The following is a 572-nucleotide window of genomic DNA, read 5'->3' on the forward strand; positions in this document are numbered from 1 at the left end:
TGGGACTGGATGGCGAGCGCCGTCTCCTTGTTCGCCTCGAGGGCCGCGGCCCACGTCTCCAGGGTCCGTGCGTAGTGCAGCTGCAACGAATGAATCCGGGTCACGTTGAAACCGGCCGCGTCCGCGTGCTCCTCTACCGACGGGATCGTCGGCAGCCAGCCACCGGGGAAGATCTCGGCCAGGATGAACTGGGTGAAGTGCACGATCTCGTGGGTCAGCGGTTTGCCCTGCGCCCGGGCGTGCTTGAAGGTCGGACGAGTGATGCTGTGCAGCAGCATGCTGCCGTCGGCCGGCAGCACTTCGTAGGCCATCTTGAAGAAGCGGCCCCAGCGCTGCCGCCCGAAATGCTCGAAAGCGCCGATGGAGACGATGCGGTCGACCGGCTCGTGGAACTTCTCCCAGCCCTCCAGGAGCACTTGGCGGCCGCGGTGGGTGTCCATCTCGTCGAACATCTTCTGCACGTGGGCGGCCTGATTCTCCGACAGCGTCAGGCCCACGACGTTCACGTCGTACTTCTCGATGGCGCGCCTCATGGTGGCGCCCCAGCCACACCCGATGTCCAGCAGCGTCAT

Annotated in this window: 1 protein-coding gene; it reads right to left on the reverse strand. The window is 65.6% G+C overall.

The genetic code is table 11. The annotated features are described in order from the left end of the window. On the reverse strand, positions 1-572 hold a 572-nt coding region (locus A5696_RS07025; protein WP_067875509.1), incomplete at both ends, for a class I SAM-dependent methyltransferase.

This window comes from Mycobacterium sp. E2699 (genome assembly GCF_001666745.1).
Lineage (GTDB): Bacteria > Actinomycetota > Actinomycetes > Mycobacteriales > Mycobacteriaceae > Mycobacterium.